This window comes from Campylobacter concisus, from assembly GCF_002912895.1.
Taxonomy (GTDB): Bacteria; Campylobacterota; Campylobacteria; order Campylobacterales; family Campylobacteraceae; genus Campylobacter_A; species Campylobacter_A concisus_G.
Map to the genome: position 1 here is coordinate 1 of NZ_POZX01000053.1, position 24,414 is coordinate 24,414.

Consider the following 24,414-nt stretch of genomic DNA (forward strand, 5'->3'; position numbering starts at 1 on the left):
TACTAAAACCATATAAAATATAAGTTTTGATAGCTTTTAAACTATCAAAACACATCTCTCATCTTATGCGTTAGCTCTAGGCTCGCTTCTATCTCAGCTCTTTTTGCCATTACACTTTCAACATTGACACCGACATTTATACCAAGCTTTTTAGCAAATTCATAAAGCTCTGCGAAATTTTCAAGGCAAATTTGCGATGCCGTGGCTAAAAGATCATCACTCCCAAGCATCCTTTTTTCGCTCTTTTCATCAACGCTTATGCCAAGCCACTTGATAAACTCTAACGTTTTTGGCGTGCCACAAGTGGTAAATGTCAAAATAATAGGCAAATTTAGCCCGCTTTTTGCCACACTTGTTAGTAAATTTTTAGCCAAATTTATATCAAAAACTGCCTGCGAGATGAAAAATTTTGCCCCCATTTTGGCCTTTTGACTCATCCTTTGCTCTTCATCACCCTTTTTAGCGTGCCTCTCAGCTATGCAAACACCGCCAACTACAAGCTCTTTAAACTCATCTCTAGCGATCTCATAAGCACGCTCTAGGCTCATTTTAGGCTCTATCTTGCCAGAAGCAACGCCGACAAAGACATTTATATCGCTGCTACTTTTGGCTAAATTTGCTCTAAATTCGCTCTCATTATATTTGTTCGCAACCCTATAGAAGATGCTTGGTGTCTTTAAATTTAGATATTTTGAGTAGTAAATTTCAGGGCTTAATGTATCACTAAATTCAAAGGTTCGCTCGCTTTTTATACGGCTACTTTCATCTTGGATCTCGTAAAGCACCAAACCATCAGCCTGCACATCCGTGATTCTCTCGTCCCATTTTGCAGCGATCTCTTTAAGCTTTACCTCGTCAAATTCAGCCTTTGGCGGCGTTAGTCCGTAGAGTACGAGCCCCTTTTCTTTGTTTAAAATTTTTTCTTTTAGCATTTTCTTAACTTTGATTTTAAAATTGCAGAATAAGCGTCTAGAAGAGCCTAGACGCTAAAAATTTGAATTATAGACCTCTTACGATCTTGACGGCCTCTACCATGTTTTTAAGGCTTGGCTCGACCTCTTCCCATTTTCTAGTTTTTAGGCCACAGTCAGGGTTGATCCAGAGCTGCTCTTTTGGTAATACTTCAAGCAGAGCTTTGATCTGAGCGACGATCTCCTCGACACTTGGCACGCGTGGGCTGTGGATGTCGTAAACGCCAGGTCCGACCTCTTGTTTGTAGCCAACGGCTTTGAAAATTTTAAGTAGCTCGTTGCCACTTCTTGCAGTCTCGATACTGATGACATCAGCGTCCATAGCTTCGATGGTCTTAATAATATCGTTAAATTCAGAGTAGCACATATGCGTGTGGATCTGAGTTTTTACCTCGGCTGAGCTTACTGAAAGCTTGAAACAATCAACCGCAAATTTCTCATAAGCCGGGATATTTTCAGCTCTTAGTGGATAGCCCTCTTTAAACGCTGCCTCATCGACTTGGATCACTCTGATGCCAGCATTTTGAAGGTCTGCGATCTCGTCATAGATACAAAGCGCAAGCTGTTTTGCTACCTCGCTTCTTGGAAGATCATCACGCACAAAGCTCCAGTTTAGCATCGTTACAGGTCCAGTTAACATTCCCTTCATTACGTGTTTTGTGATGCTTTGAGCGTATTTCATCCACTTAACAGTCATTGGCTCTGGGCGGCTTACGTCACCAAAGAGAAGTGGTGGCTTGACGCAGCGGCTGCCGTAACTTTGTACCCAGCCATTTTGGCTAAATGCATATCCGCTGATCTGCTCGCCAAAGTACTCGACCATGTCGTTTCTCTCTGGCTCACCGTGCACTAGCACGTCTAGGCCGATATCTTCTTGAAATTTCACACACTCATCGATATATTTTTTGATGCCTGCCTCATAAGCAGCCGCGTCGATCTCGCCTTTTTTGAAATTTTGGCGAAGCACACGAAGGTCTACCGTTTGAGGGAAGCTACCTATCGTTGTTGTTGGTAATATGCCGTATTTTAGCGTTTCGCGCTGGATTTTTATACGATCTTCAAATTTCTCATCACGCTCAAATTTGCTTAAATTTTTGATGCGGTTTTGAACGCTATCAGAGTGGATGAGCTTTGAAGTGGCGCGAGTTTTAACTGCATTTTTGTTCTCTTCATAAATTTTTGTTTCGCTCTCATCAAGCTTCTCGCCGTTTGCAAGTTTTGTGATGATCTTGATCTCGTCAAGCTTCTCGACCGCAAAGCTTAGCCAGCTTTTGATCTCTGGGTTTAAATTCTCTTCATATTTTAATGTGTAAGGCACATGTAGAAGTGAGCATGAAGTGCCGATGTAAAAGTCTTTGCCGCCTATTTTCTCTGAAATTTCAGCTACGAGTTTTACTTTCTCATCTATATTACTTTTCCAGATATTTCTGCCGTCGATCACGCCTGCAAATAGCGTCAAATGGCTATTTTTGATAGTCTCAAGTGCTTCGAAATTTCTCTTGCCGTGGATGAAGTCAAGCGCGATGCCATAAATTTTAGTTTTAGCCACTTCGCTAACTGCCTTGATCGCATGCTCAAAATATGTCGCAAATACGATCTTAACGTTGTTTGCAACGCTTGTTAGCTTGTTATAAACCTTAGTAATAAGTGGCAAAAGTAGCTCTTCATTTTTGTCTGTTACAAAGATCGGCTCGTCAAACTGCACTAAAATTTCATCATCAAGCTTAGAAATTTGCTCAAGCAGCTTTTTGTACTCGCCTACAAGCGCGTCAAGGTGCTTAAATGGGCAGCTGCCGTCAGTCGTCTTTGAAAGAGCCAAAAATGTGATAGGACCGATCAAATTTACCTTGCCTTTTACGCCGTTAGCCTTCGCCTCTTTGTACTCGGCTAAAATTTTGTCCGCTTTTAGGCTAAATTTACTCTCGCTGCTAAGCTCTGGCACGATGTAGTGGTAGTTTGTGTTAAACCACTTTGTCATCTCCATAGCAACGCCACTTTTGTTGCCTCTTGAGCAAGCAAAATATTGCTCCAAACCGCTTAAATTTGCAAATCTTGGAGGTGTAGCGCCAAAAGCGATGATGTTATCAAGCATTAGGTCATAAAATGAAAAATCATTAACGCTAATAGCCCAAATGCCAGCGTCTTGTTGATATTTCCAGTGTCTTTGGCGAAGCGTCTTTGCAGTCTCTTGCAAATTCTCTTCGCTAAAGCCCTCTTTACCAGCCCAAAAGCCCTCTAACGCACGCTTTAATTCTCTTTTTTCTCCGATTCTTGGAAAACCTAAGACATAACTTTTTATCATTTTTATCCTTTTTAAATTTCTATTTTTTAATTAAAACTGTGCAAAGCACAGCAACCTTGAATATTTTTATGCAGGTACAAGGGGTCAGAATTACGAAACCGCACCCTTATCCCTACAACCCAAAACCCCAGCACATTCAATGTTGTTGCGCTGCGCACAAGTCTAGGTCACCCAAAACACGGTGGATGACACCCGCTTCTTCTTAAGCTAAAATAAAATTTATAAAAAATCCTACTAAAAAGATCCTTGCCAAATTTCAAACACTGCTTAGTTTTATTTTTAAAAATGCAGTTACAATGCAGCGGACCTGCTAGCAAAAATAGATTAATATCAATGTGAAAAAATGTAAAATTGTTTAAAAATTTGCGTGTTTTTTGAAAATCGCTGATATGTTTTTTGCCGAGATTAACGAGCTTTATGCATGGGACAAGGCATCAGCGTTTTTCCTTTGTAGTGAATTTTTGCCGAATTATAAACGCTCTTTGCCAAATTTTTGTTTAAATTTGGGCGCTACTAAATTTCACGCCCAAAACTTTTAGTCTTTTTTGCCTTTGTTTAGGGATTTTAGCTTAGCGTCCATGTCGGCTGTAAGCATCGTAAATACCTTGTTTGTAAGCTCCATTGTGAGATCTTTAGCTTCTTGCATAGTCTTTTTACTAAATTCATTTAAAAGTTTGTCCGCTTTTTTCTTATCTTTTTTATAAAGTTTTACGTACTCATCTTCAAATTTAGCCTGTTTTACCGCCAACTCTTTTTCAAATTTAGCGTAAGCCTCTTTAACCACCGGCGAATACTTCTCATAATCAGTCATTACAAGCGTTTGAAGCTTTCTATAAACCCAGTATATCGAAGTATCATCAGCATCGTATGAGCCATCCGAGTAGCCTTTTATAAAGCCATCAAGCCCCTCGTAATACGGCAAATAAACGCTAAGATCAGCCATGCCAAGAGCTACGTAGGTCACACGGCCGATCTCTTTTGGTAGCCACGGGCGCACTTGCATGACGTGAGACTCGTATGTTCTAAAGACGCTTATAGCGCGGTAGATGTTTTTCTTATCTTCATCTTTGCTAGCGTAGTTGTCAAGCGCAGTACCGTCGTAGTGGGCTCTCATCGCAGCTTTTAGGTCTTCAACACTTAGTTTTTTCTCTGGTTTTAAAAATACTGGGAATTTCTGACCATCGGCAAAGTCTTGTTTTAGACTTGGGTTAAACATACTTTGAACCCAGCAAACACGTGGGTAGTTGTAAGTCACATCTCTTTCATCGTCCCTTGTATAGGCCTTTGTAAAGTTAAATTCTCCGTCTTTTGCAGAGTCATAAGTCTTGTTGTCGATCGCAAATTTGATGACATCTTTTGCACCCATGAAATTTGGATCATTCTCTTTGTAAGCGTGAAGTCTGCCTTGGTTTGCAGTGACGAAGTACTCATCTTGTGGGATCTTTGAAGCGATCCATTTATGACCTGTACCTGTCTCAAAGTACCAAAGCTCGTTTGCGTCTATAAATACCACGCCAAATCCCTCTCCAGCGCCTTTTGTCTCAACTATCTCACCAAGGAGCTTAACGCCCTCTTTTGCGCTCTTCATACGCGGCAAAAGCACGTCTGGGATGTCATCCTCGGTGATACCAGTCTCTTCGTTATATGGGTCGATCTTTAAAAGCTCATCTTTTGCGTAGATGGTCTCAGTGCCACTTAGTCCTACGCCAGCCTCGTTGTAGCCGACCGCTCCGTGAAGTTTTGTGTGTGAGTTTGCGATGGTTGTGTATCTCATGCCATCTTTTGGGAGCGGATATGTAAAGTCATTTGCGCCGTCATGTGCCTTTGAGCTGTGCATGCCAGTTTGGTTTTTCTTTGCTGGATGGATCAAAAAGACTTGAGCTTTTATAGCCTTGCTATCTGCGCTCCTGGCGACTAACATAGAGCCATCATTTGAAGCTTTATCTCCTACTAAAATAGTAGTGCATGCCAAGCTACTTGTGCACAAGATCGCACTCATAGCAACGATTGATGCAAGAATTTTGCCTTTCATTTTTACTCCTTTAGTGAAATAAAATTTCTTTATGTGATTATATGCAATTTTTAATAATTTAATTATAAATTTTAAAATTTTTTTAAGTTTAATGTAAATTTATTGCAAATTTTGTCTAAGTGAAATTTAAATTTTCTAAAGGATTTTTCGCTATAATCCAAAACTTACGCACTTGCGTATAAAATTTCAAAAAGGATTAGCATGCCAAAGATGAAAACCGTTCGCGGTGCTGCTAAGCGCTTTAAAGTAGGTAAAAATAAGATAAAAAGAGGCTCTGCTTTTAGAAGCCATATCTTAACAAAAAAACCTAGTAAGCGTATGAGAGACCTTCGTGGCCCACACTACGTGGACAGCACAAATGTCTCAGCCGTTCGTAAAATGCTCGGCGTATAAAGCAGCGTAGATTTAAGTTTTTGACAAAAAAGTCATTCAAACTCCCCCAAATTTAGGGGCAAGACTCACTTTGTGAGCGCCAATTTGTAAAAGGATAAATATGGCAAGAGTAAAAACAGGCGTAGTTAGAAGAAGACGCCATAAGAAAGTTTTAAAGCTAGCACGTGGCTTTTTCAGTGCTAGACATAAACACTTTAGAAAAGCTAAAGAGCAACTAGAGAGAAGTTTAGTTTATGCGTATCGCGACAGACGCCAGAAAAAACGTGATTTTAGACGTTTATGGATCGTTCGTATCAACGCAGCTTGCAGACTAAACGACATTAGCTATTCAAGATTTATCAATGGCTTAAACAAAGCTAACATAGAACTTGATAGAAAAATTTTAGCTGATCTAGCTATGAATGACGCGAAGGCATTTGCGGCACTTGCAAAACAAGCAAAAGATGCTTTAAAATAATACCTTATTCTCCGCTTCGGCGGAGATCTTCTTTTTTTTAAATTTCTATTCAAATTTTTATTAAAATTTATTTTTTGAGATTTTAACTTAGTTATTTTGTATTCAAATTTTAAATTAAAGCCACTATAAAAATTTTACTTCATCAGCTAGGTGCAAATTTAGTAATATAAATTTGAAAAATTTGCTTACTGTCACTAGCCAAACTAGCCAAGAGCAAGTATAAAACTCACTCTAAAAGCTAAATTTGAATACTCGTATCAAAGCAGTGTTTCACCGCTCCACTAAATAAAATTTTGCCGCTTTCTAGTCTAAGGCCAAGCTCCTCGCCACTTTTTGGATAGACTTTTAGGCTTTGTGGTGCGTTTAAATTTAAAGTAGCGCCGTAAAAGCAAGCCGCCATGCCAGTGCCACAAGCTAGCGTCTCGTCCTCCACGCCCCTTTCGTAGGTTCTCACCTTTAAAACTCCACCCTCAAATTTAGCTAAATTTACATTTGCATTGTATTTTTGACGAAGCGCCCTGCACTCTTTGACGTCAAATTCATCTAAATTTTGCGTGAAATTTACAAGGTGAGGCACGCCAGTATCGTAAAAATACCAAGTTTTGCCGTTTTCATTTAGTGGTTCGCTTAAGATTTTTGGACTTGTTAGCACGACCTCGACGCACTCATCTTTCACGCTTGCCATCACCTCGCCACTGCCAGTTAGCAGAGCAAATTCGTTTGAACTTACAAGGCCGTTTAGATAGGCATATCTAGCAGCCGCACGAGAGCCGTTGCCACACATCGCAGCGTAGCTTCCGTCGCTGTTGTAAAACTCCCATTTCACGCCCTTTTCATAAGGCAAAAGTACTATTAACCCATCAGCTCCCACGCCGTTTGTTCGGCTGCAAATTTGCCTTGCTAGCTCGCTTCTATCTTTGTTCAAAAATGTATGAAATATGACAAAATCATTGCCACTAGCGTTGTACTTTGAAACTTGCATTATTTTTCCTTTAAAATTGCTCTACTCTTTTGCTAAATTTATATAAACTCAGCCATAAATTTGCCTTAGAAATTTCTCTAGTTCTTGCTCTAAATTTTCTTTATCGCCACTATTATCTATTATAAAATTTGCCTTTTTTCGCTTTTGCTCGATATCCATCTGAAGCTCTACTCTAGCTTTTGCTTCATTTAAGCTTAGCCCATTTCGGTTCATTAGGCGGCTTAGCAAAAGCTCTTTTGGCGCGTAAATCACAGCTACATTTTTAAACTCAGTGTAGCGATCCTCTTTTTCAAAAAATAAAGGGATATCGACAAAATAAACCTGCTCCAAGCACTCAAGTTTCGTAGCACGAGATAGAATTTCTTCCTTTATCTTTGGATGCAAAATTTGCTCTAAAATTTTTAATTTTTTTGGATCATTAAAAACAATGGCGCCTAGTTTTTTGCGCTCTATCTTGCCAGCTTCATCTAAAATTTGCTCTCCAAAAAATTCCACTATCTTACATTTACAAATTTCAAGCTGCTCGTGAGCGATCACATCCGCATCAATCACACTAAAACCTCGCTCTTTTAGCAAATTTATAGCCGTGCTTTTACCGCTAGCAATCGAGCCCGTGATAACATAAGCGTTTGGAAATTTCTGCAAACTCGCTCCATTTTTGAAAATTGATGACAATTTTAGCAACTTTTGGCTAAAGTTTTAGAAAATTACAAAAAAGGGCAAAGATGATAAGCTATAAAGATGCTGGAGTGGATATAGATGCTGGAAATAGCTTTGTTGAGGCGATAAAGCCTTTCGTAAAATCTACACAAACACCAAACGTTATAGGTGGTATTGGGTCATTTTCAGGAGCGGTCAGACTACCAAGTGGATATAAAAATCCAGCCATTTTAGGAGCGACTGATGGCGTTGGCACAAAGCTTCGCCTAGCTATCGACACCAAGAAATTTGACGGCGTTGGCGAGGATTTAGTCGCAATGTGCGTAAATGATCTCATCTGCAACTTCGCCACACCACTCTTTTTCCTCGACTACTACGCAACAGCAAAGCTTGAGATAGAGAGTGCCAAAGAGGTGGTAAAAAGCATCGCAAATGGCTGCAAAAAGGCTCAGTGCGCACTTATCGGCGGTGAGACAGCCGAGATGCCGTCGATGTATGAAAAGGGCGACTTTGACCTTGCTGGATTTGCCGTTGGTATCGCTGAGGCTGACGAGATCGATAGAAGCAAATTTGTAAAAGCAGGTGATGTTTTAGTCGCGCTTCCTAGTAGTGGACTGCACTCGAATGGCTTTTCACTAGCAAGAAAAGTTGTTAGCGAGCTTGGACTAAAATTTGATGAAAAAGTAGGCGATAAAAAGCTCATCGACGTACTTCTTGAGCCAACAAGAATTTACGTGAGCGACTTTTTAAGATTAAAAGATAAGATCACAGCAATGGCGCATATAACTGGCGGCGGCATAGTTGAAAACTTACCTCGCGTCTTTCCTGCTGGACTTGGTGCGAAGGTGCAAAAAAGCGTTATAAAAACGCCTGAAATTTTTAAAATCATTGCTCAAAAAGTAGAAGATAGCGAGATGATGAGAACCTTTAACATGGGCGTTGGCATGATATTAGTTGTGCCAAAAGAAAACGTAGATGATGTCCTAGCTAGTAGCGATGGCTACGTGATCGGCGAAGTAGTAAATGGCAAAGACGTAGAGCTAATTTAATGCAAGAAAATAGCAAAAAACGCTTGCTAAGGACCGAAAATAAGAGCTTTTTTGATCTTAGTATTTATGAATATATAGGCTGTTTTGGTGTACTAGAAAGCGATATCAAAAAACTTGATCTCTATAATCACTGGTGCAAGGTCTCACGTGCCTCTACTATGCTCTGCGTCACGCATGATAGCGGCGAGAGCGACAACCTAGTCTATCTATATGACTGGGAGAAATTTAGCCGTATCTACATAAATACAGGAAATTGAGTTGGCAAAACAAAAGGCAAAAATCGCACCTGTTTGGGCTAGAGTAAAGGCATTTATCATCGATCTTTTTATCATCGGTATGCCGATATTTTATGCGACAACATATCTTGTGCTCGATGGCAAAGAGGCATTTTTGCATAACCAAATTGCCATTTTTGGTGCAAATAGCCTGATCTCACTTATAATGTGCCTTTTTTTTAGCATAAAAGCACAAACTCCAGGCTACAAAGCACAAGAAATTTATCTGGTAAACCTAAAAACCGGTAGAAAACTAAGCTTTTTTCACACCATCTTACGCCAAATTTGCTTTGCCTTTGCTGGCTTTAGTATACTTGGACTTTGCCTTTCTTTTTTTAGAAAAGACAAACTAAATCTGCACGACATCATCACTCACTCAGCTGCCGTGCAAAGATCAGAGGGATAAATTTTTACTTCGCTCCATGCCAAAGTAGGCGATTTTTACCAAGTTTTGTATCTATGCTCTCTTTTATGATAGAGCAAATATACTCTTTTGAAAGTTGTATAGACTCCTCTAAGCTCTTGCCCTTTGCTAAAAAGCAAGCAAGTGCAGTTGAGAAGCTACAACCAGTCCCGCTCATTACAAGCGGATTAACAAGTGGGGTTTTAAAATTTCTTAGTGAGCCATCTTTTTTATAAAGTGTGTCTATACTGCTATCTTCGCTGATATGTTTTTTTACGATGACGTCACAAGGCAAATCTTTATAATCATCACCAAAAAGTACATTTGCCTCATCTAAATTTGGAGTAGTTACTGTAGCTAAGCTCATTAGCTCTTTTAGCTTTGCCACCGCACTATCTTTTATAAGCTTGTGTCCGCTTTTTGAGACGCAAACTGGATCAAGCACTACTTTAGTGTTTTGAGTTAGCAAAAACTCACGCACCACCTCCATGATCTCTTCACTAAATAACATGCCTATCTTAATCGCATCAAAGCTAAATTCTTCCGCAAGCGTATTTAGCTGATCTTTGACAAAACTAGGCTCTAAGCAAACTACGCTCTTTACAGCATCCGTAGTCTCAGCGACCAAAGAAGTTACCGCTGTTGCACTATAACAATTAAGCCTAGCACATGTTTTTATATCTGCTTGAAGCCCAGCTGTGCCACTATTGCAAGAGCCTGCGATGATTAGAATTTTTTTCATCGTTTTCCTTTGAAATTTTTGGCTTATTATAGAGGATATTATATAAATTTGAGTTTTTTAAAACAGAAGAAATTTGAGCAAAAAGCTCAAATTTATGAAAGTTTATTTAAGTCGTTATCGATATCTATATATATCGTAGTTGCGTTAAGATTTGTATGCTCAAAGCTAGGATCTATCATCTGCTTATCGCTCTCTTTATGTTCGTTTATTTTAGCTAAAAGATCATCTTCTCTTAATCCATGCTCATTTATTAAATTTGGATCTATTTCATTAAAACTAATATTTACGCTAGCCTCATCATTTGGCTCTTCTTGCTCTAAATTGGTTGCGCTAAGGATATCATCTACTTTTTCATTTATATGATCTAAAATCGATACATAATCATTGCCAAGAAGTGCTTTAAACAATGCGTCAGTATCTATGCTAGACTCGCCAATATCATCGCTTACTACGCTACTATCTAGCCAAAGAGTATCGTATCCGTTTATTGATATATCTTGTCCATCATTTGCAGTGATTGTAATGCTTGCGCTTTCGCTCTCGCCCTTTATAGCCTCTCCGATATATACTTTATCATTTACGTCTAAAACTCTTACATGATCATTTTGGTCTATCGCTATAACATCAGATGAAACACTTTTAACTATACCAGCTACTGCTGCCATCTTTATTCCTTATTTTTATTTGTCGGTATTTTAGTATATTTAATTACTTTTGTATATTGTACTATGGTACAAGGTGGCGATAATTCCAAATCATTCAGATTTTGTGATTAAAATATATCCACTCTCGCTGATGTTTTTAAATTTCACACCAAGCTCACGTTTTAGACGAAGTATCACATTTTGGATAGCCGCCTTGCTAACATCGCTTTCATAGACAAATTCTTCTATCATCTCATAAGTAACTAGCCTATTTAGATTATAAGCAAAGAGCCAAAATATCTTATTTTGTAAAAAGCTAAGATAAATTTCAATGCCATTTTTATAAATTTTCTCTCTTTTTAAATTTATACTCACCTCATCGCTTAAATAAACTAGCTTTTCATCTCGTTCAAAACTTAAACTAATAAGCATTGCTCTAAGATCCTTCATATCAATAGGCTTTTTTAAAAAAAGCATCGCCCCTTCCTCCATGCTTTTTATCAAATTTTCATCACTATCATAAGAGGTAAAGACTATAAATTTTTGGTGCGGTTTTGTACGCTTCATCTCATTCATCATCTCAAAGCCATTAAGCACTGGCATGTGAATATCGCTCATCACGATATCAAAACCTTGCTTTTTAAATTTCTCCACGCCATCTTGTCCATTACAAGCACCAATTACCTGCTCGCAATAAGGCTTAAGCCCGCTAATAATAAGCTCTCTTGCCATATCATCATCTTCGACTACCAAGACGGACGTCTTTTTTAAAATTTCTAAGACTTCTTGCATTTTAGTCCTTTAAATTTATATCAAAACTTAACTCAAACACCGTTGGCTTTGCGTTATTTACGAGTCTTACATCACCATTTAGCTTTTCTTGCGCTAGCTTTTTAGCAAAATAAAGTCCTATTCCATTTCCTTGCTTTTTAGTGGTATTTAGCCAAGTAAAAATTTTCTCACTCATTTGCTCGCTTACGCCATTTCCATTGTCATAAACTCCGATATAGCACTTATCTTCAAAGCTCCTAAATTTTATCTCAATGATACGTTTTAGTGGCTCATCTTTGTAGCTTTCGACAAGTGAGTCTTTTGCGTTGTGTATTAGGATTAGCAAAATTTGTTGGATTATATTTTCTATCTGACGAACTTTTTGTTCGTTAAAGCCGCTAAATTTTACACTAACATTTGCACGGCTTAGCTCTGTGTGCATAAGAGTTATTAGATTTTTAACGCTTGTTTGTATCTCAAATTCGCTCACATTTTCAGCGCTTTTGTAAAAATTTCTAAAAATTTCAATAGTACTTGAAAGAAGTTTGACCGAGCTTTGCCCTTTTTCAAGTAAATTTATTAGCTCCTCATCGTTTAATTTACCTTCTTTTTTTAACATTATGCACGAGCTTAGCATTAGTTTTAGCGAATTTACTGGCTGAATAAATTGATGATTGATACCACTTATTAGCTCGCCAGCCTCACTCATTTTAGCTCTATGAGTTAGCAATGTCTCATACTCATCTTGTATCTTTTTTATCTTGTTATACATAAAATTATGAAGGATGTTTGCCAAAAATGTGAGCGCAACGAAGGCAAAGAGCAAGCTTAGAGCATTTTTTAAAGCTTCTTTTGTTAAAGCTGAAATTTCCTCTTCATTATTTGTGCCAGCTCCTATGAACCAATTTATCGTTGGTATCTCAGCTACTTGGATTAAATTTTGTCCTATTTTTAAGCTTGTAATGTCTTCGTCTTTTAAAAACAACTCTTTAAATTTCTCCTCGATCTCTTTTTTTAAAGCAAGATCAGGTATCGATGTTAAAATTTCACCGCTATGAGTCACTAAAAATGAGTAAGAATTTGGCGCAAGGCTAAAATTTTTAATGCTATTAAAGATATTTTCTATACGCACGACGCCACAAAGTGCTGCTTTAAATTTCGCTTGTTTTGTGACTGGAACGCATAAATTTAGAGTTGAGCCTTTTAAAATTTTATGTTTTTGCATGAAATTTACGCTTGGGGCATTTGTATTTTTTGTCTCAACATACCAGATAAGCCCTGCTCTTTCGCTCTTTGGCATAACTTCTTCTAAAATTTTTTCTCCATCTACAAAAATTTCTCCATCATCCCTTAAAAGCTGCATTAGATCAAATTCTTTCGCGTTTTGCTTAAAGAGCTTTATAAAGCCGGCTATCTTTTCATCGTCATCTACGATGTCTGCATTTTGTATAAATTTTGACGCACGAATGAGTGAATTTATACGCTCATCAAGCCAAATTTGAAAGTTATTTACGATATTTTTGCTAACTGCTATATTGTTTTTATCAGATAGCTCTATGATTTTCTCTTTGGCGTTGCTGTAAATATTTAACCCAAGAAGTATTACAAAAAGGCTAGCAAGCAAGATGATGGCGTAGATTTTAATATTTTGTGATTTTAAATTAATACCCATGCGTGCAGTATATCCTAAGTTAGCCCAAATTTGGGCTAACTAAATTCATTTTAAAAAGGATAAAAGCTTTGAAACGAGCATAAGTGCAAGCACTACAAAACAAACACCAAATCCAAGCAGCGTGCAATCAGCCATCGACATAAATTTAGATGATGGCACAAGATACCAGCCGTCCGCATAAAGATCAACTATGCTCTTTTGCAAATCACTTAGCACCACGCCATCAGGCACCATAGGGCTGTCATATCCGCAGTCGCCTGTTGGCATAAACCAGTCAGGCGCCCACTTTTCAAGCGGTAAGCCAAATGGATAGTGTGGCTCAGTAGAGCAGCCCTGCACACCAAAAGGATCATCACCATGCACCGCGTCGTGGATTTTGGCTAGTTTTACACTATACATTATGCCCTGCACCGCTCCCCAAAAGGCAAAGACGTAGCCAACTAGAGCAAAGAGCAAATTTTTAGGGTTTATGATAGCGATCACGCCACCAAGCGCCATACACAAAAAGGCAAAACGTATATAGACGCACTGCTCGCAAGGAGGCATATAGGCGTAGTTTTGAAAGAGCGAGTGCGCGATAACGACAAGTGCAACGCTTACAAAGACTAAGATCGCCCAAGGGATGCGTGAGTCTTGAAATTTAGCCATTTTTTTAAAAAAGCTCATGTGACGCCTTATTTTTTAAGAAGCTCTTCGATGAGTGCTGCCATACCGTCAAGCGAGCTGATTGATTTTGTCATGATGAGATATTTGCCATTTACGACAAATGCTGGCACGCCTTGAATTTTAGCCACGTCATAGCTCTCATCCCACTTTTTAAGTAGCTCAGTCACTTTTGGATTAGCCAGCTCTTTTTCATAATCAGCCTTACTAACGCCAGCTGCATCAAGTCCAGTCTTTAAAAAGCCCTCAACGTCTTTGCCATCGCCCCAGCGCTCTTTTTTGTCGTGATAAGCTTTGTAGTAGGCAAATTTAGCCTTTTTAAATAGCGAATTTTCATCAAATAAGCTAACACCCTTTGCCTCGTCCATAGTGATAAGCACGGCAAAAACCTTGCTCGCAACCTCGCCGTAATCGCCCTTTGTCTTTAGGTGAAATGGCTCGTATTTTAGTCCAGGAATTTTCTCAACTACCTTTGGAGTGACGCTCTTGTCGTACTTGTAACAAAATGGGCAAGCGTAGCTAAAAATTTTAACTAGCGTATTTTGTCCCGCGCTTAGTGGCTTTTCAAGCTTGACGTAGTCCTCACCCTCGCTAAATGCACTAGCACTAATCGCTCCAGCCACCGCAACAGCAAAGATAGCCTTACTAAATTTAGATAGAAAACTCATGATAATCTCCTTTAGATGATTTATTTTGAGTTATTCTACAACCAAGCTCAACCGCAAATTTAACGCTAGAATAAATTTTGGCTGAAATTTATAAGATATTGCATTAATTAAAAATTTAATTTTTACTAGAACTTATCTCATTTATTGCTGATAATGCATTTAAAGCACTTGGATAGCCTATAAATGGTATAAGTGTCGTAACAACGCTTATTAGTTTAGCTCTATCGTTACCGATACCAAAATTTGCAGCAATGTGCCCTAAAAGCTGTGGCTTTGCAAAGCCAAGAGTCGTGATATAGACAAATGTCAAAAGCTCCCTAAGCTCTAAGCTAAGTCCATCTCTTGCATAAAAATCGCCAAAGCAGTTTTGTGATAAAAACTCCATTATATGTTTTTGATCATTTGGCATTGATGCGATAAATTTATCAACCGCTGGGAAGAGTTTTCTTTGTATCTCAAGGCCTCGCTCACCCCTACCTTCTCTTGATTTTTTGGGCATATTGTCAAGCTCTATATAGCGCTCATTAAAAATTTCATCAGCTAAAAATATATAATCTTCTACCTTGCCAAGCCCAGCATAAGGCACTGCTTGATATAAAATTTCTCTTATCTCTTTTGCTGATATGCCTACATTTAAAGCGGCCCTAACGAAGCTTTTAAATGAGCTTTTTGCGCCTTTACTCACGCAAAGAGAGGCGATGATAACCGAAAGTCTTGTTTTTTCATCAATATTTATCACTTCACTAATATCGCCTAAAAAATTTAAATAATCCTCTAAAAAGCTAGCATTGCTCTCTTCAAGCTCACTTTTTGAACCAAACCAAATTTCATAAATTTTCTTTGCATTGTAAGTTAGTGTCATAAGTTTTACTCCATTGTTTGGGGCTGATTATAAGTGCTAAAGCGTAAATGCTAGCTTAATGTCCAAAAAGGCAAAAATTTTTAATATAAATTTAGATTTTAAGCCATTATAAAGTTTATCGTGATTTTTATGTTATAAGGTTTTATTACAATTACGAAGGATGCAATATTTTTTATTACTCCTTTTACCTATTTTAAGCCTTGGGCGTTCCAAGGCTTTTTCTAAATTTTATAAGCTTTATGAGTAGAGTTTATAAAATTTATCCAAAGGAGATGTTATGAAAAAGACTTTGAGTTGTGTTGCGCTAGCTTCTGTGCTTTGTTCATCGGCCTTTGCCATAGGAGGTCCAAGCGGAGCCAAGCTTGACTATGCTATCACTGGGCAAATCGGCGAAGTAGTAGTAAACCCTTACGACACTGCTCCACTTACCGCAGTTATCAAAAATGGTGGCTACACACTAAGCAACGCCAAAGTAACCATCGTGCCGAAACAAGGCGGTCAAGTAATAAGCTATAAAGTGGCCGACAAACATCTTCGCACACATGGTGGCATCCCAATTTTTGGCATGTATCCTGACTATCAAAACACCGTTGAAGTCGAGTACGACAAGAACTACAAGGGCAAGACTGAACACATAAAAGAGAGCTATAAAATTTACGCCCCAGCTATCTACCTAGAAAGCTCAGGCACACCAAATCAAAAGGGTGCGCTATTTGACAAGATCGAGGTTACTAAGCCTGCGAGCGCTAAATTTGCAAACCGCCTCTACTACGTAAATAACTTCGTAAATAAAACAGGCAAGGGCACAAAAGTCGTTTGGAACAACCCAGCTGGTGGTGCGATCGAGTGGAACTACAGCCCAAATAACTTCATCCTTGATACAAAAGGCGAGGTTAGATGGTACCTTGAGCCAAGCAAAATTTACGACCTAAAACAGCCATTTAACGCTGGCGTAATGATGGGCTTTAAACAAAATGACGACGGCGCTATGACTTGGGGATATGGCCAAAGATACGCAAAATACGACATCATGGGTAGAGAAATTTTCAACCGTGAGCTACCAGCTAGCTACAACGACTTCTCACACTCGATGGACGTAGCACAAAACGGACACTACTTCTTGCGCGTGGCAAATGCTGACTACAAAAGAGCTGATGGTAAAAACGTAAGAACAGTACGCGACGTGATCGTTGAGCTTGACAGAGATGGCAACGTAGTTGATGACTTTAGACTATATGAAATTCTCGATCCTTACCGCGACATCGTACTAAAAACGCTCGATCAAGGCGCAGTTTGCTTAAACATAGACGCTAAAAAAGCAGGCCACACAGCAAGTTCTGATGAGCTTCAGTCTATGGATACGCACGATAAATGGGGCGACATAGTTGGCGCTGGTCCTGGACGCAACTGGGCACACGTAAATAGTGTGGATTACGACCCAAGCGATGATAGCATCATCATCTCAAGCCGCCACCAAGACGCAGTTATAAAGATCGGCCGTGACAAACAAGTAAAATGGATAATGGGTGCTCATAAAGGCTGGAGCGATAAATTTAAAGATAAACTCCTTCAGCCAGTTGATAGCAAAGGCAATAAGATCGTCTGCGAAGATGAGTACTCAAAATGCCCAGGATACGAGAGCGACAAAGGTGGCTTTGACTGGCAATGGACGCAACACACGGCATTTAGGATAGATAGCAAGTCTAAAAAAGGCGAAATTTATCTAAGTGTCTTTGACAACGGCGACACAAGAGGCATGGAGCAACCAGCCATCGCTGGTATGAAGTACTCTCGTGCCGTTGTTTATAAAATAGACGAAAGCAAAAAGACAGTCGAGCAAATCTGGGAATACGGCAAAGAACGTGGTAAGGAGTGGTATAGCTCGGTCACCAGCCTTACACAGTATCAAGATGACCTTGATAGTATCATGGTATATTCAGCCGTTGCTGGCATGCAGTTTGACATCGCTAAAGGCCGCCCAGTAGGACTTCCTAGCCCACACATCGATGAGTTTGAGTGGGGCGCAAAAGAGCCTAGCATCGAGATAAAGATGACAAATGCAATGGGCTATCAGGCGTTTCCATTTAGCTTACAAAAAGCTTTTGAAAAATAATCACTCACTTTTCTCCCTTTTTTGCCAAGTGCAAGAAGGGGAGTCTTTGCTATAAATTTAATCTATCAATAATAGATAAAAATTCACATTTGCTCATAAATTTTAAAGCTCTAAATTAAAAATATATATATTTAATAAAAGGAGAAAAAATGAAAAAAATTTTCATGGCTTTAGTGGTGCTGTTTGCAAGCCTTTTGCTTAATGCAGCTGAGTTTAGAGATGTCAAAGATATCACTGGTGACGTCGTAAAAGTTCCCGCAAAAGTAGAAAAAATCGCTACGCTTTGGTATGCGAACAATCAAATTATATTAATGCTTGGTGGCGCGGACAAAATAGTAGCGACCACCGATCTTATCAAAAACAACAAATGGTTTGCGCACGTTTATCCTAGAATTTCAAGCATCCCAAACGGCGTAAATGGCAAAGATTTGCAGGTAGAAGAGCTAGTTAAACTAAGCCCGGACGTCGTTATAGCCGCCGATAAAAAAAATAAAGAAGAGCTAACCAAAAACGGCTTTACCGTACTTTATCCGTCATTTACGAATCATGCGGATATGAAAAAAGCGTATCTATAATGGCAGAAGTCATAGGAGGCGACGCGCCGAAGATCGCGGAGAAATTTAACGAGTATTTTGATGGCAACCTAAAAAGAGTGCTAAGCAAAACGGATAAGATCGCCGCGTCAGATAGACCAAAAGTACTTCACATAGTAGACGGCAAGAATTTATTTAAGGTTGACGGCACAAATACGATCATAGATGAGTGGATAAGAGTCGCAGGTGGTCAAAATGCGGTTCAAAAAGCTGGAAACATGCTTGAAATCAATGCTGAAGAGATACCAAATATGAACCCTGATGTCATCATCATAGGCAGAGCCAAAGCTCCAGAAATTTTGAAAAAAATATATGAAAATCCTATCTACGCAGACACTAACGCTGTAAAAAATAAAAGAGTTTACGTAAATCCTACCGGCGTTTTTAGCTGGGATAGATACGGCGCCGAGGGGGCATTGCAAATTTTATGGGCGGCTAAGATATTACATCCTGAAATTTTTAAAGATATAGATATAGCAGCCGAAACGAAGAAATTTTATAAAGAATTTTTACACTACGAGCTAAGCAATGATGAAGTAAATTACATCTTAAATGGCTTAGACCCAACTGGAAAATAATTTATCCTTGCGGCGGTAAATTTATCTACATTTACCGCCAAATTTTAATCCATTTTCAGCATTTGCTTATCATCCAGACTTACTGATTTGATATATGCTAACTACTATAAATGGCTAAAAATTTGTGGATTTGATGTTAATTAGAAAGATAAATAATTATGAAAAAATTAATGATAAGAAAGAGATACCCCAATGTATAAACCTTGGGGTATTTAAGATTAGCTCATTATAAGTATGTTACGTTATTTACCATATCGTCTTTAACTCCTACGGTAACGGTACCGCTAGTAAAAATCGTATAAGTGTCGTCACTAGCTCCTTTACTCCATCCGCCGCCAGAAAGGTTAAATTTATCGTTACCATCACCGTCTATTTTTAGTATATTCCCATCACAGTTGTGCAAAATATTTTTAGCACCCTTTGCCGTTAGGTTTAGATGGCATTATCGTTGACCATATCTTAATTTACATCGATATGATCACCTAACTGAATCTTTTCAATGCCGCTAATCTTGCTAACATCAACAGTAGTGTTGTCGTATCGTCATTAGCTATCAAATTAATCTCGGTTAAATAACCGAGATTAATGAATTATTTATATATCTACCGTTACACCGTCTTCTATTCGTATAGTTACGGTATGAGATATTCCATTTAAAGTGTTGTCAGTATTCGTCGCCGAATATTGATGCCAAACTTTTCCGTTACCATCCGTGTAATCAGCCAATTGGTTAAAACCGCTACCTTTTAAATTAACCTTATCGTTGCCGTCTCCCAGGATATCGAGTATATGGTTTGCACTACTTTCAGTCTTAGTTATATCTAGTATATTTTTGGCACTTAGCGTAACGTTTTTGCTAGCGTCGCCCATCTCTATTCTTTCGATGCCTAAAATATCCGTCTTGCTAAAATCTAGGCTTGCGCTATCATCCATGATTTTTAGCGTATCCGTACCGCCATCGCCGCCGGCTATCTGCACGCGACCGGATATATGGCCGGCTTCGTCTAGGTAGTCTTTATTTATATCGGCTACTTTTTCTATTACGAAGGTATCGTTTCCTTCTCCTCCGTCTAAAAGGGAACCGTTCCTATCGGCAATAAACTCTATACCGCTTTTTAGCGTTATCGTATCATTGCCCTTATTACCGTATATAGAGGTTCCGTCATATAATTTAGCTCCGCTATTTATAGTTATTTCGTCTCCGCCTTCTCCGGCATCAATCTCTGACCAACCTTTGATTTGCCCGTTTACGTTTATAATATCGTCGCCTTCCTTGGTGTGTGCATACGAAGCAAAAAATTCGCCGCCGATATTAACCGTATCTACTCCGTCGCCGGTATCTATTTTTGCGAATTTTAAGACTGAATCGCCTTTAATATCTACCGTATCTCCTCCGTCGCCGGTATTTATTGTGTTCATATGGTTTTGACCCGGGTTTAGTATCTTGGAATTTTCTATTATTACCGTATCTCCTCCGTCGCCGGTGTTTATAATAGTTTGATTCTTATCACTGCCATCGCTTTGTATCGTAGCGCCAGTTATTTTTACGGTATCGACGCCGCTACCCATATCGGCTTTAAGTCCATTCTCTAAAACGGCCTTATTTTGTAAAATAAGCTCGTCGTCACCGTCGCGCGTTTGGATTTCGCTATTAAATTTAACTTTGCCGTTTATATCTATAACGTCTTTTTGGTTGCTGCCCGTAAGACTTTTTACTTCGGCGACCGCATCGTTATAGAAATTTATACGTTGTTCGCCGGAAGATTCGGCGGCGTTTATTTGTATGTCTTTTAATTCCGAACTGCCGGTTACCTCAAATAAAGCTCTGTCCGTCGATTGACCGCCGTTTTGTCCATTTGCTCCAAGGATGATCTCGGTATCTTGTAGCTTTCCGCCGTCTTTAACGAGTATCTTGTCGTCTAGGCCGGCTCCGGTATTAAGTTTGCCGCCGATCATTGTAGCGTTTTCGCCTATTGTTATAGTATCTTTACCCTCGCCACCTTCAATCGCAGAATTATCTTTTATCTCGCCGCCAGTTATTTTTACGATATCGTCGCCTTTGCCTAATTTTATATTGCCTTTTGCTATAGTACCGCCTTCCATCGTTACCGTATCATTGTTCTTACCGCCTATGATCTCCGATACTCCGTACGGATTACTCTCTACGTTTATATTGGCGCCGTTTAATATCTTAACATCTAGACTTCCAGTAGCGTCTTGTGCTTTAATGGAAGATGTGTCGAGAGTTCCTTGAACGGTTACGACTGCTCCTTCTCCAACGGTTATTTTGGATTTTTCTAATTTTCCTCCGTTTTCGATATCAATTTGATCTTTTCCGCCTTGCGTTTGGATATATGATTTCTCGACGAGTCCTCCTTGTTTTACCTTTACTATATCGTTGCCGTCGCCGGTAAATATATTAGAATAACCCTTTACGGTTCCTTGTATAGTAATATTATCGATATCATCGCCGGTAAAAATTCTCGTTCCGTTTAGAGTTGCGCCGTTCTTGATATTTAACTTATCACTACCGTTACCCATATCGGCTTGTTGAATTTTTGCCGTAGCTCCGCCGTGAATATTTATCTCGTCATCTCCGCCGTTACCCGTTATCTTATCGCTAACGGTAAAGTTTCCGGTAATATCTATAACATCCTTATTGTTGCTACCGGTAATAGTTTGAATTTTGGCTTCACCGCTTTGATGGAAATTCATATATTGCTCGCCTAGAGATTGAGAAGCTTGTATCGTTACGTCTTTTAATACGGAGTTTCCGGTTACGTTTAATGTAGCTCTGTCGGTAGATTTACCGCCATCAACCGAACTAGCGCCTAGTTGTAACGTCGTACCGTCTATCTCTGCATTACCGTTAATATTTATTTTATCGTTTGCTCCGGCGCCCGTATCGATATTACCACCTTTAATCTTAGTATTACCGTTTACGGTTATTTCATCGCTATCCTGATTGCCTTTTATACTACTATTCTCAAATGTTCCGGAATTAATAAAAATTTTATCCTCTCCGGTTCCACTATGCACTCCACCGTTTTTAAATTCTGCGCCATTAACATATATTTCGTCATTACCTGCATCCGTATATACGTTACCGGTATCAAATTTTGCACCGCTTTCCAAATATACCTTATCGTTACCATCTCCAGCTTGTATATAAGAAATATCTTGGAATATAGTTCCCTCTTTTATAGTGATTTTATCGTCACCGTCGTCTGTTCTTAACTCAGATAAACCTCTATTATTACTATTCATAAATGTAGTATTAGTAACCTCTACTATATCGTTATCTGCTCCGGTATTTAAAGATGAACTATCAAATACTATACGATCGCCGTTGGCTGTTTTGCCGTCGTTAATTTTTATAGTCTCCTCGCCGGCACCGGTATTAATAACGGTGCTAGTGAGCGTTATACCGCTAGCGATATTTACTTTATCTATGCCACCCTCGGTCATAATATTTGATTGATTGCCAGCATCAGCAGTAATGTTGGCATTGATATTTACGGTGTCTTTATCGGCTCCAGTATTTATATCGATCTTATCTATTGTCGCACCAGCGTTAATATTAACGATATCTTCGCCCTCAATTGTTTTAATTTCGGAATTTATGAGCGTTCCGTCAATATTTATGATATCCTTAAATTTATTACCCCAAACAGTCTTTGCATCTAAATTAGTAACATTTGAAATATCTATCTTATTTTCGCCGTATCCGCCGGATATTCCGCCTATATGAGAATTTTTAATTTTCATTCCGTCATCGCCGGAATGATTATCTGGCATACTACCTTCTACGTTACCTTCTACCGTAGCATTTTCGATTGTGATATTGTCGTTGTCCGATTTTTCAGCTCCGCCGTATATGCTAGGGCTTTCGCCGCGTCCGCCGCTAACGTATCCTTTTACTTTTGCGCCGTCTAAAATTTTAATGGTATCACCGTCTTCGTTACCTTCTATGTTTTGGGTTACGACGGTATCGGTATCTTTTACGGTTATAACGTCATTACCCCATCTTCCTTTTATGCCGTCTACTTTAGCACCTTTTTCTACCAATATCTCGTCATCACCGCCTCTACCGTTTATACCGCTAACATAAGTTCCGCTATCTCTTACGGTTACCTTATCGTTTCCTTCATCGGCTTGTACAAGATCTACTTTTGCGCCTTTATCTACGGTTATATCGTCGTCTCCGTTGCCGGCGCCTATAAATTTAACTTCCGTTCCACGTCCGCTTACTTTTATGGTATCGGCGGCAGCACCGTTGTCTTCTATATCTATATTTTTCCCTTTGCGTGCTTGTTCTGCTTTTTCATATACATCGTTTAGAGTTTTTGTATCTCCATGTACTCTTTCCACTTTAGAGCCGCTATCTACCGTTATAGTATCGCTTCCGCCGTTGCCGCCTATGTTTTTAACTTCGGAATTATTACTTACTTTTATGATATCGTCTTCAGAGCCGCCTACGATTCTTGAAGTTACCTTAGAATTGTCTACCGTTATAGTATCGCTTCCGCCGTTGCCGCCTATGTTTTTAACTTCGGAATTATTACTTACTTTTATGATATCGTCTTCAGAGCCGCCTAAGATATCTGAAGTTACCTTAGAGTTATCTACCGAAATTTTATCTTCGCCCGAACCGCCGGAAATACCGATTATCTCTGCGCCGTTTTTGAGGTCGACGTTGTCGTTTCCGACTCCTCCGTGTACGGACGTTATTTTTGCGCCGTCTACGGTTATATTATCTATATTATCCGATCCAAACACTTTTAAATTCGGACTAGGATCTACTATCTTAGCTATCGATCCGTCATCCGGATAGTTTGAAGCTTTTGCCGCGCTAGTTACCGCTAGGTCTTTAGCATTATCTTGACCGATAGCAAGATTACTGTCTTTACTTACATACCAACCGTCTTTATAATCAAACACGCTAGGAGCGCTAGGATCGTTCGGAGTTAGATAATCTCTACCGTCGGTATGTCTATATACGTGATATCCGTTAGGTATAAAGTCGTAAAATGAATTTAATAGCCTAGAAGATGCACTTTCTCCTACATACGCCGATAAAGGAATTTTTATACTTCCCGCCGGTAAAGAAGGCTGCGGTTGAGGTTGAGGTTGAGGCTGCGGTTGAGGTTGAGGTTGAGGTTGAGGTTGAGGTTGAGGTTGAGGTTGAGGCTCTGGCTGCGGTTGAGGCTCTGGTTGAGGCTCTGGCTGCGGTTGAGGCTCTGGTTGAGGCTCTGGTTGAGGCTCTGGCTGCGGTTGAGGCTCTGGTTGAGGCTCTGGCTGAGGTTGAGGCTCTGGCTGAGGTTGAGGCTCTGGCTGAGGTTGAGGCTCTGGAGTTGGCGTAGTATCTCTTAATAAATCATTTCCTCCACTTACACCAAAGCTATTATCTCCACCTGCTGCTAGAGATAAAGCATCTATGCTTCCTACATTAGCATTTATGTTACTAATGTGGCCTCCTTCTGCAAAGCTAGTAGAAGATAAGCTTACACCATCTCCACCATTACCACCTGCTTGTGGACCACCTGCAGCAGTTTCTTCTAGAGCATTAAGATCTGCTCCTTTT

At 39.4% G+C, this 24,414-nt stretch carries 21 protein-coding genes and 1 pseudogene; 8 read left to right on the forward strand and 14 right to left on the reverse strand.

The genetic code is table 11. The annotated features are described in order from the left end of the window. Positions 1-44: 44 nt before the first annotated feature. The 3 genes from CYP51_RS06010 to CYP51_RS06025 all read right to left on the reverse strand — a co-directional run bounded on the left by CYP51_RS06010 (position 45) and on the right by CYP51_RS06025 (position 5,305). Positions 45-932: a DNA-binding protein gene (locus CYP51_RS06010; RefSeq protein ID WP_103624764.1), complete on the reverse strand. Its 888-nt coding sequence runs from the start codon at positions 930-932 to the stop codon at positions 45-47. 67 nt (positions 933-999) lie between these two features. Continuing rightward, positions 1,000-3,273, reverse strand: a complete 2,274-nt coding sequence (gene metE, locus CYP51_RS06015; protein ID WP_103624765.1) for a 5-methyltetrahydropteroyltriglutamate--homocysteine S-methyltransferase — start codon at positions 3,271-3,273, stop codon at positions 1,000-1,002. Positions 3,274-3,808: 535 nt separating this feature from the next. Beyond that, positions 3,809-5,305, reverse strand: a complete 1,497-nt coding sequence (locus tag CYP51_RS06025) for a C69 family dipeptidase (protein ID WP_103624766.1) — start codon at positions 5,303-5,305, stop codon at positions 3,809-3,811. Positions 5,306-5,506: 201 nt separating this feature from the next. Between CYP51_RS06025 and rpmI the strand changes: the two genes are divergently transcribed. Together rpmI and rplT are read left to right on the forward strand one after the other, a co-directional pair. Continuing rightward, complete coding sequence (gene rpmI / locus CYP51_RS06030) at positions 5,507-5,698, forward strand: 50S ribosomal protein L35 (RefSeq protein WP_054195943.1); 192 nt, start codon at positions 5,507-5,509, stop codon at positions 5,696-5,698. A 100-nt stretch (positions 5,699-5,798) separates the two neighbouring features. Then, positions 5,799-6,155: a 50S ribosomal protein L20 gene (gene rplT, locus CYP51_RS06035; protein WP_009295119.1), complete on the forward strand. Its 357-nt coding sequence runs from the start codon at positions 5,799-5,801 to the stop codon at positions 6,153-6,155. A 238-nt stretch (positions 6,156-6,393) separates the two neighbouring features. On the opposite strand, the gene dapF is transcribed toward rplT, so the two are convergent. Both dapF and coaE read right to left on the reverse strand, forming a co-directional pair. Continuing rightward, the gene (dapF, locus tag CYP51_RS06040) at positions 6,394-7,137 is read right to left on the reverse strand and encodes a diaminopimelate epimerase (RefSeq protein WP_103580076.1); all 744 of its coding nucleotides are present in this window, start codon (positions 7,135-7,137) and stop codon (positions 6,394-6,396) included. Positions 7,138-7,185: 48 nt separating this feature from the next. After that, positions 7,186-7,782 carry a dephospho-CoA kinase gene (gene coaE, locus CYP51_RS06045; protein WP_103624767.1) on the reverse strand — a complete coding sequence of 199 codons (597 nt, stop codon included), beginning with the start codon at positions 7,780-7,782 and terminating at the stop codon, positions 7,186-7,188. A gap of 80 nt (positions 7,783-7,862) precedes the next feature. On the opposite strand from coaE, the gene purM reads away from it, so the two are divergent. From purM to CYP51_RS06060, 3 genes are read left to right on the forward strand one after another with little or no spacing between them, the layout of a single operon-like run. Further along, complete coding sequence (gene purM / locus CYP51_RS06050; protein ID WP_103580074.1) at positions 7,863-8,846, forward strand: phosphoribosylformylglycinamidine cyclo-ligase; 984 nt, start codon at positions 7,863-7,865, stop codon at positions 8,844-8,846. Next, positions 8,846-9,103: a hypothetical protein gene (locus CYP51_RS06055; protein ID WP_054195938.1), complete on the forward strand. Its 258-nt coding sequence runs from the start codon at positions 8,846-8,848 to the stop codon at positions 9,101-9,103. The genes purM and CYP51_RS06055 overlap by 1 nt, the downstream gene beginning before the upstream one ends. Position 9,104: 1 nt before the next feature. Next, positions 9,105-9,527, forward strand: coding sequence for an RDD family protein (locus CYP51_RS06060; protein ID WP_103580073.1), 423 nt, complete (start codon positions 9,105-9,107; stop codon positions 9,525-9,527). 4 nt (positions 9,528-9,531) lie between these two features. Here CYP51_RS06060 and CYP51_RS06065 read toward each other — a convergent pair whose 3' ends face one another. The 7 genes from CYP51_RS06065 to CYP51_RS06095 all read right to left on the reverse strand — a co-directional run bounded on the left by CYP51_RS06065 (position 9,532) and on the right by CYP51_RS06095 (position 15,546). Next, on the reverse strand, positions 9,532-10,266 hold the full coding sequence (locus tag CYP51_RS06065; RefSeq protein ID WP_103576290.1) for a hydroxymethylpyrimidine/phosphomethylpyrimidine kinase: 735 nt from the start codon (positions 10,264-10,266) through the stop codon (positions 9,532-9,534). Between the two features lie 92 nt (positions 10,267-10,358). Further along, on the reverse strand, positions 10,359-10,931 hold the full coding sequence (locus tag CYP51_RS06070; RefSeq protein ID WP_103624768.1) for a hypothetical protein: 573 nt from the start codon (positions 10,929-10,931) through the stop codon (positions 10,359-10,361). A gap of 90 nt (positions 10,932-11,021) precedes the next feature. Then, positions 11,022-11,702, reverse strand: coding sequence for a response regulator transcription factor (locus CYP51_RS06075; RefSeq protein ID WP_103624769.1), 681 nt, complete (start codon positions 11,700-11,702; stop codon positions 11,022-11,024). Position 11,703: 1 nt separating this feature from the next. Further along, a complete protein-coding gene (locus CYP51_RS06080) occupies positions 11,704-13,353 on the reverse strand; it encodes a sensor histidine kinase (RefSeq protein WP_103624770.1) in 1,650 nt (549 codons plus the stop codon). Positions 13,354-13,398: 45 nt separating this feature from the next. Further along, the gene (gene dsbI / locus CYP51_RS06085; protein ID WP_103600999.1) at positions 13,399-14,019 is read right to left on the reverse strand and encodes a protein-disulfide oxidoreductase DsbI; all 621 of its coding nucleotides are present in this window, start codon (positions 14,017-14,019) and stop codon (positions 13,399-13,401) included. Between the two features lie 8 nt (positions 14,020-14,027). Further along, the gene (locus CYP51_RS06090; RefSeq protein ID WP_103601000.1) at positions 14,028-14,684 is read right to left on the reverse strand and encodes a thiol:disulfide interchange protein DsbA/DsbL; all 657 of its coding nucleotides are present in this window, start codon (positions 14,682-14,684) and stop codon (positions 14,028-14,030) included. Between the two features lie 115 nt (positions 14,685-14,799). After that, positions 14,800-15,546: a carboxymuconolactone decarboxylase family protein gene (locus tag CYP51_RS06095; RefSeq protein WP_103583501.1), complete on the reverse strand. Its 747-nt coding sequence runs from the start codon at positions 15,544-15,546 to the stop codon at positions 14,800-14,802. Between the two features lie 277 nt (positions 15,547-15,823). Here CYP51_RS06095 and CYP51_RS06100 point away from each other — a divergent pair, with 277 nt between their 5' ends. Both CYP51_RS06100 and CYP51_RS06105 read left to right on the forward strand, forming a co-directional pair. Further along, the gene (locus CYP51_RS06100) at positions 15,824-17,659 is read left to right on the forward strand and encodes an aryl-sulfate sulfotransferase (RefSeq protein WP_103624771.1); all 1,836 of its coding nucleotides are present in this window, start codon (positions 15,824-15,826) and stop codon (positions 17,657-17,659) included. A 149-nt stretch (positions 17,660-17,808) separates the two neighbouring features. Further along, a pseudogene (locus CYP51_RS06105) lies at positions 17,809-18,830 on the forward strand (ABC transporter substrate-binding protein). A gap of 226 nt (positions 18,831-19,056) precedes the next feature. Here the strand turns inward: CYP51_RS06105 and CYP51_RS09800 are convergent. Further along, positions 19,057-19,233, reverse strand: a complete 177-nt coding sequence (locus tag CYP51_RS09800; protein ID WP_159070255.1) for a hypothetical protein — start codon at positions 19,231-19,233, stop codon at positions 19,057-19,059. A 191-nt stretch (positions 19,234-19,424) separates the two neighbouring features. Beyond that, positions 19,425-23,771 (reverse strand): beta strand repeat-containing protein, encoded by a 4,347-nt coding sequence (locus CYP51_RS06110; protein ID WP_103624772.1) that lies wholly within the window; start codon positions 23,769-23,771, stop codon positions 19,425-19,427. Positions 23,772-23,881: 110 nt separating this feature from the next. On the opposite strand from CYP51_RS06110, the gene CYP51_RS09805 reads away from it, so the two are divergent. Further along, on the forward strand, positions 23,882-24,193 hold the full coding sequence (locus tag CYP51_RS09805) for a hypothetical protein (RefSeq protein ID WP_103624773.1): 312 nt from the start codon (positions 23,882-23,884) through the stop codon (positions 24,191-24,193). The last annotated feature ends 221 nt before the right edge of the window (positions 24,194-24,414 follow it).